Source organism: Acidovorax soli (assembly GCF_900107605.1).
Classification (GTDB): Bacteria; Pseudomonadota; Gammaproteobacteria; order Burkholderiales; family Burkholderiaceae_C; genus Acidovorax; species Acidovorax soli.
On sequence record NZ_FNQJ01000059.1, the window covers coordinates 1 to 6,404 of the forward strand.

A 6,404-nucleotide genomic window follows, 5' to 3' on the forward strand; every position below is an offset into this window, starting at 1 on the left:
AAGATTGGCGTGCAGGCCAAGCGCAAGCGTGCGGGGTGGAATCTGGGCTATCTGGAGCGCGTCTTGGGTATCACTATTTAGATGCGATTGCCCTGTTAGCGCCGGCCCATGACGCCCTGACAACGGCAGTCTTCCCGCAGAAAATAGCCGCAAGCGCTTTTACAGCAAGCGCCAGCCGCCGTGTTTTCGGGAGATCAGATCAGCTCCAGGGCAACGGCCGTGGCCTCGCCGCCACCAATGCACAGCGTGGCCAGGCCCTTGGTAAGGCCGCGCGCCTGGAGCGCATGGATCAGCGTGACCATGATGCGCGCGCCGCTGGCGCCGATGGGGTGGCCCAGCGCGCAGGCGCCGCCATTCACATTGACCTTGTCGTGCGGCAGGTCCAGCTCCTTCATGAGCGCCATGGGCACCACGGCAAAGGCTTCGTTGATCTCCCACAGCTGCACGTCGCCCACGGCCCAGCCGGCCTTGGCCAGCGCCTTCTGCGTGGCGCCCAGCGGCGCGGTGGCGAACCACTCGGGCTCCTGCGCGTGCGTGGCGTGGCTCACTATGCGGGCCAGGGGCTTGCAGCCAAGTTTTTTCGCGGTGGACTCGCGCATCATCACCAGCGCGGCAGCGCCGTCGTTGATGCTGGAGCTGGAGGCCGCGGTGATGGTGCCGTCCTTCTTGAAGGCGGGCTTGAGCGTGGCGATCTTGTCGAGCTTGACCTTCGCCGGCCCTTCGTCCACCGAGACCACGGTCTCGCCCGCGCGGGTCTTGACGGTCACCGGCACGATCTCGGCCGCGAACGCACCCGACTCGGTGGCGGCCTTGGCGCGCTGCACGCTGGCCGTGGCAAAGGCGTCCTGCTGCGCGCGCGTGAACTGGTACTTGGCGGCACAGTCTTCGCCAAAGGTTCCCATGGAGCGACCGGGCTCGTAAGCGTCTTCCAGGCCGTCGAGCATCATGTGGTCGAAGATGCGGTCATGGCCCAGACGGTAGCCGCCGCGGCCCTTTTGCAGCAGGTAGGGGGCATTGGTCATGCTTTCCATGCCGCCCGCCACCATCACATCGTGCGTGCCGGCCAGCAGCATGTCGTGCGCGAACATCGCGGCCTTCATGCCCGAGCCGCACATCTTGCTCAAAGTGACGGCGCCCGCCTCCTTGGGCAGCCCGCCCTTGAACGCCGCCTGGCGCGCGGGCGCCTGGCCCTGGCCCGCCATCAGGCAGTTGCCGAACAGCACTTCGCCCACGGCGTCGGGCGACACGCCGGCGCGCTCGATGGCCGCCCGGATGGCGGCTCCACCCAGGTCATGCGCAGCCAGGCTGGAAAAATCGCCCTGCAGCGAACCCATGGGGGTGCGTGCGGCGCCGACGATGACGATGGGGTCTTGGTGGGATACAGACATGGGGAGGCTCCTTCGGTTTGAGGGGAATGCGTGATGGTCAATGGGCGGCATGCGGGAAGCGCCGCTCGGGGTCGTAAGGGAAAACGTCGTACACATGGCCGGCCTGGATGCGCTCCTTGTGCGCCTGCCAGAACGCCACGTCGAGCAGATCGGCGTGGTGCCGCATGAACACGGCGCGCACGGCGTCGTTGCCGAGCAGAAAAGGGCCGAAGGTTTCGGGAAACACATCGTGCGGGCCCACGCTGTACCAGACCTCGCCGCTCATCTCTTCCTCTTCGTTGCGCGGCGTGGGCACGCGGCGGAAATGGCAGTCGGTGAGGTATTCGATCTCGTCGTAGTCGTAGAAAACCACCTTGCCATTGCGCGTGACGCCGAAGTTCTTCCAGAGCATGTCGCCGGGGAAGATGTTGGCGGCCACCAGGTCCTTGATGGCGTTGCCATACTCGATCACGCTGCGCTCCATCTGCCGGTAGGCACGCGGATCGGCCAGGCCCGTATCAAAGGCTTCCTGCAGGTAGAGGTTGAGCGGAATCATGCGCCGCTCGATATAGAGGTGCTTGATGATGACCTCGGTCTGTCCATCGCCATCGCGGTCGCTGATCTCCAGTTGGCTCGGAGCAAACTTTTCGATCTCGGCAATCAGTGCATCGTCAAACCGGTCGCGCGGAAAAGCCACCTCGCTGTATTCGAGCGTGTCGGCCATGCGGCCCACGCGGTCGTGCTGCTTGACCAGCAGGTACTTGGCCTTGATCTGCTCGCGCGTAGTGTCTTTGGGCGGCGGAAAGTAGTCCTTGATGAGCTTGAACACATACGGAAAGCTCGGCAGGTCGAACACCAGCATCACCATGCCCTTGATGCCGGGCGCAATGCGGAACTGGTCGGTCGAGTGCTGGAGGTGGTAGAGGAAGTCGCGGTAGAACAGCGTCTTGCCCTGCTTGGCCAGGCCCAGCGCGTTGTAGATCTCGGCGCGCGGTTTGCGCGGCATGAGGCTGCGCAGGAACTGCACATAGGCACTGGGCACCTCCATGTCCACCATGAAGTACGCGCGCGCAAAGCTGAACAGCATCTGCAGGTCGTCTTCGCCGAACAGCGCGGCGTCGATGAACAGCCTGCCGCTGTCGTCGTGCAGGATGGGCAGCGCAAATGGCACCTCGTTGAAGCCGTTGATGATCTTGCCCACCACATACGCGCCCTTGTTGCGGTAGAACAGACTGCTGAGCACCTGGATCTGGAAGTTGGTGCGGAGCCTGACCTTGTCGAGCCGGCCGCGCATCGCGTTCACCACGCAACCGGCATCGCGCGCCAGATCCACAAACTCCCGCTGGAGCTGGAAGTTGTCGATGATGCGGTGCAGTGTGTCCACCAGGTTGTCGCGCGAGGGGTAGTAGGCCCGGTAGGTGGGGCGCGCGGCGGGCTCGTCGTTTTCGATGTATTCGGTGCTGACCGCAGGCCGCACAAAGATGAAATCGTTGTGGAAATGTGTGCGGTGCAGGATCTTGGTGGTGACCGAGTTGAAAAAGGTCTCGGCCAGCTCGGGCTGGTGGTGGTTGACCAGCAGCCCGATGTAGTGCAGCTTGATCTGGTGCCACACGTCCATGGGCTGCGCGCCGGCGCCGAATTCCTTTTCGAGCCGTCGCACGCACTCCTTCACGCGCAGGTCGTAGAACTCGATGCGCTCGCGCTGCGCCCGCTGCTGGCCGTGCCAGTCGGCGGTTTCAAAGCGGTGCTTGGCCCGCGCGGACTCGGTGCGGAACAGCCGGTAATGGCGGTTGAACCCGTCCATCATGGCCTTGGCGATGCCGTAGGCCTGCGGGGCATCCAGCCGTTGCGGAAACATGGCGGGGTCTCAACCGTCGCAGTACAGGCGAGCAGGCGTTGCCGGGCTACTGCCTTTTGACGGCAGCCACTCCGGCAATCGCGGCCTTGTAGAGCGAATCCAGCCCTTCGGTGCTGTCGACGGTCATGTGCAGGTTGTTGATGAGCCCGTCTTTGAGGCCATAGCACCAGCCGTGCAATGTCACCTTTTGCCCACGGCCCCATGCATCCAGCATCACCGTGGTCTGTGCAATGTTGACCACCTGCTCGATGGCATTGAGTTCGCACAGCACATCGTGGCGCCACTCGGGGGCGGTGGCGGCAATCAGGTCACGGTGGCGATCGCGCACGTCCTGCACATGGCGGATCCAGTTGTCGGCCAGGCCGACGCGCATGCCCTCCAGCGCCGCCAGCACACCGCCGCAGCCGTAGTGCCCCACCACCATGAGGTGCTCTACATGCAGTTGGTCCACCGCGTACTGGATGGTGGACAGGCAGTTCAAGTCAGTGGGCACCACCACGTTGGCCACGTTGCGGTGCACGAAAATTTCACCAGGCTCCAGGCCTGTGATCTGGTTGGCGGGTACGCGGCTGTCCGAGCACCCGATCCACATGTATTTGGGCTTTTGCTGGGCCATCAGGCCCGTGAAAAAGCCAGGCCTCTCGCGCTCCATCTGGGCAGCCCAGGCGCGGTTGTGAACAAACAGGTCTTCGACGGATGAGGGCATGCTGTCCTTGACAGGTGAGTGAAGAAAGGGAAATCAGCAGGTTTCGGCGAAAAGCTCGCGGCCGATCAGCATGCGGCGAATTTCGCTGGTGCCGGCACCGATCTCGTACAGCTTGGCATCGCGCCACAGGCGGCCCAGCGGATATTCGTTGATATAGCCATTGCCACCAAACACCTGCACCCCCTCGCCCGCCATCCAGGTGGCCTTTTCGGCGCACCACAGGATCACGCTGGCGCAATCCTTGCGTACCTGGCGCACATGGTCGGCGCCCAGCATGTCGAGATTCTTGGCCACAGTGTAGGCAAACGAGCGTCCTGCTTGCAGCACGGTGTACATGTCGGCCACCTTGCCCTGGATGAGCTGGAATTCACCGATGCTCTGGCCGAACTGCTTGCGGTCGTGGATGTAGGGGATCACGTTGTCCATGACGGACTGCATGATGCCCAGGGGGCCGCCGGTGAGCACCGCGCGCTCGTAGTCCAGCCCGCTCATCAGCACCTTGGCGCCCATGTTCAAGCCCCCCAGCACGTTGGCCGCGGGCACCTCGACGTTGTGGAACACCAGCTCGCCCGTATGGCTGCCGCGCATGCCCAGCTTGTCGAGCTTTTGCGCAATGCTGAAACCAGGCATGCCCTTTTCGATCAGGAATGCCGTGACCCCGCGCGCGCCCATCTCGGGCTCTGTCTTGGCGTAGACCACCAGCGTGTCGGCATCCGGACCGTTGGTGATCCACATCTTGTTGCCGTTGAGCAGGTAGTAACCGCCCTTGTCCTCGGCCTTGAGCTTCATGCTGATCACGTCGGAGCCAGCGCCGGGCTCGCTCATGGCCAGCGCGCCCACATGTTCGCCGCTGATGAGCTTGGGCAGGTATTTGGCCTTCTGCGCCTCGTTGCCGTTGCGGTTGATCTGGTTCACGCACAGGTTGCTGTGCGCGCCGTAGGAGAGGCCCACCGAAGCGCTGGCGCGGGAGATTTCCTCCATGGCCACCATGTGGGCCAGGTAACCCATGGCCGCACCACCGTATTGCTCGGGCACGGTGATACCCAGCACGCCCAGTTCACCCATCTTGCGCCACAGATCCATAGGGAACTGGTCGCTGCGATCGATCTCGGCTGCGCGTGGCGCGATTTCCGCCTGCGCGAAATCGCGGACCGCGTCCCGCAATGCGTCGATGTCTTCTCCCAACTGGAAATTGAGGCCTGGAATGGTGGCGGGCATGCTCATGAATGTCTCCTCGGATCGGTGGAATGGTGTTGCAGTTCAGTGGCGGATGTTTTCGCGGCCCGTAACGGCCATCAAGGTGCAGCCCATGGTGGCCACCAGCTTCTCTTGCGTGCCTTCGAGTGCATAGGCGCGCCCCTCGCAAACGGTGATCGTGCGCCCCGGCTTGAGCACCCGCCCCTCCATGCGAAACCGCTCACCGCGCGCCGGGGCCAGAAGATTGATCTTGAACTCGATAGTAAGAACCGCCGCATCTGCTGCCATCAGGGTGAATCCGGCATAGCCACAAGCGGAATCCAGGGCCGTGGCCACCATGCCCGCATGCAGAAATCCGTGCTGCTGGGTCAGACCAGCGGCCCAATCCATTTCGATATCCACCGCACCGGGAGCAACCAGTCCCAGGCGGGCGCCGAGCGTCTGCATGGCGCCCTGGCGCGCAAAACTCTCATGCACCCGCGCCGCATAAGTGGGCGTCTGGACATCGAAAAGTGGGGTGCTCACACGGTCTCCTGATTGACGTTTACGTAAACGTTAATTATCAACCATTTTTCCCTTCTGTTTTCAGCAGCAGGGCGCGCGCTTCCTTCTCGTGTTCCCGAACCTCTTCCAGGTTGGCCTGCAGATCAGCCATCTGATCTTCCAGCTGCCGCCGGTGCACCACCAGCACATCCAGGAACTTTTGCAGCTGCACACCCGTATCGCGCGGGCTGTCGTAGAGGTCGATGATCTCCTTGGCCTCGCTCAACGACAAGCCAAGGCGCTTTGCCCGCAACGTCAACCGCAGCCGCGTGCGGTCCCTCGGGCTGTACACGCGACTGCGGCCTGCCGGCCCATTGCGCTCAGGCTGCAACAAGCCCATGTCTTCATAAAAGCGTATGGCACGCGTTGTCAGATCAAACTCTTTCGCGAGGTCGCTAATGGTGTAGGTAGAGGCCATGGTAGAGCAATGCTGCACGGTAGTTTTTCGCAAGGTCGCCACCTGCATTTCAGTGCAACACGTTTTCAACGTTTACGTAAACGTCAATCGTAGCGCAATTGACCCCATCTATGCCACAAGACTATGCAGCGCAAAGACTGGTGCGAGACAGACGGCTCTGGCGATGTGCGTATTGGGAGTGAAAACTGGGCGCTGAAAGCAGAAACGCCCCACTCAAAATTTGAGCGGGGCGTTACTGGGCTGTAAGAGCCTGACGATGACCTACTTTCACACGGGAACCCGCACTATCATCGGCGCAAAGTCGTTTCACTGTCC

6 protein-coding genes are annotated in these 6,404 nt (G+C 62.6%); all 6 read right to left on the bottom strand.

Annotation, left to right across the window (positions count from 1 at the left end; translation table 11 throughout):
• Positions 1-194: 194 nt before the first annotated feature.
• Positions 195-1,388, bottom strand: a complete 1,194-nt coding sequence (locus BLW02_RS18960; RefSeq protein WP_092701583.1) for an acetyl-CoA C-acyltransferase — start codon at positions 1,386-1,388, stop codon at positions 195-197.
• Positions 1,389-1,425: 37 nt separating this feature from the next.
• The gene (gene aceK, locus BLW02_RS18965) at positions 1,426-3,225 is read right to left on the bottom strand and encodes a bifunctional isocitrate dehydrogenase kinase/phosphatase (protein ID WP_092701586.1); all 1,800 of its coding nucleotides are present in this window, start codon (positions 3,223-3,225) and stop codon (positions 1,426-1,428) included.
• Positions 3,226-3,271: 46 nt separating this feature from the next.
• The gene (gene can / locus BLW02_RS18970) at positions 3,272-3,931 is read right to left on the bottom strand and encodes a carbonate dehydratase (RefSeq protein ID WP_026437003.1); all 660 of its coding nucleotides are present in this window, start codon (positions 3,929-3,931) and stop codon (positions 3,272-3,274) included.
• Positions 3,932-3,964: 33 nt separating this feature from the next.
• Positions 3,965-5,155: an isovaleryl-CoA dehydrogenase gene (locus BLW02_RS18975; RefSeq protein ID WP_092701589.1), complete on the bottom strand. Its 1,191-nt coding sequence runs from the start codon at positions 5,153-5,155 to the stop codon at positions 3,965-3,967.
• A gap of 36 nt (positions 5,156-5,191) precedes the next feature.
• Positions 5,192-5,575, bottom strand: a complete 384-nt coding sequence (locus BLW02_RS18980; protein ID WP_208859763.1) for a PaaI family thioesterase — start codon at positions 5,573-5,575, stop codon at positions 5,192-5,194.
• A gap of 115 nt (positions 5,576-5,690) precedes the next feature.
• On the bottom strand, positions 5,691-6,089 hold the full coding sequence (locus tag BLW02_RS18985; protein WP_092701595.1) for a MerR family transcriptional regulator: 399 nt from the start codon (positions 6,087-6,089) through the stop codon (positions 5,691-5,693).
• Between the last annotated feature and the right edge of the window lie 315 nt (positions 6,090-6,404).

Bases quoted from the DNA above. Each gene is read 5' to 3' on its own strand.
- BLW02_RS18980 (WP_208859763.1), bottom strand. From the start codon at position 5,575: ATGCAGACGCTCGGCGCCCGCCTGGGACTGGTTGCTCCCGGTGCGGTG.
- aceK (WP_092701586.1), bottom strand. From the start codon at position 3,225: ATGTTTCCGCAACGGCTGGATGCCCCGCAGGCCTACGGCATCGCCAAG.
- BLW02_RS18960 (WP_092701583.1), bottom strand. From the start codon at position 1,388: ATGTCTGTATCCCACCAAGACCCCATCGTCATCGTCGGCGCCGCACGC.
- BLW02_RS18985 (WP_092701595.1), bottom strand. From the start codon at position 6,089: ATGGCCTCTACCTACACCATTAGCGACCTCGCGAAAGAGTTTGATCTG.
- can (WP_026437003.1), bottom strand. From the start codon at position 3,931: ATGCCCTCATCCGTCGAAGACCTGTTTGTTCACAACCGCGCCTGGGCT.
- BLW02_RS18975 (WP_092701589.1), bottom strand. From the start codon at position 5,155: ATGAGCATGCCCGCCACCATTCCAGGCCTCAATTTCCAGTTGGGAGAA.